Origin of the sequence: Sphingobacterium sp. UBA7249 (assembly GCF_002472835.1) — a bacterium.
GTDB lineage: Bacteria > Bacteroidota > Bacteroidia > Sphingobacteriales > Sphingobacteriaceae > Sphingobacterium > Sphingobacterium prati.
Window position 1 is genome coordinate 1 of sequence record NZ_DKST01000003.1, and the last position, 308, is coordinate 308.

At 37.3% G+C, this 308-nt stretch carries 1 protein-coding gene; it reads left to right on the forward strand.

Annotation, left to right across the window (positions count from 1 at the left end; all coding sequences use genetic code 11):
• Positions 1 to 60 precede the first annotated feature (60 nt).
• Positions 61 to 308: lycopene cyclase domain-containing protein (locus B4A24_RS02435; protein ID WP_293942269.1), on the forward strand; the 248-nt coding region annotated here is incomplete at its 3' end.

The following is a 308-nucleotide window of genomic DNA, read 5'->3' on the forward strand; positions in this document are numbered from 1 at the left end:
TTTACCTATTTCTGTTTTGATAAGTTTTTCAAGTTAGGATGGCTATCCGGCTTTAATAACATGATCGTTTTCGTTAGTGTGATTGTCTGTTCGATTATGGCTTTGTTGCATTATGATAAAATCTATACATTGTTAACGGCTATCGCTACCATAACAACTTTAATTTACCTGCATTTCATTGCTCGGGCAGATTGGATTGGCAAGGCATCTTTCGTGTTTACGATATTGATGTTAGGTTTTTTTCCTGTAAATGGCGTGCTGACCGGAACTGGGATAGAAACGCCTATCGTAAATTACAATCACGGAGA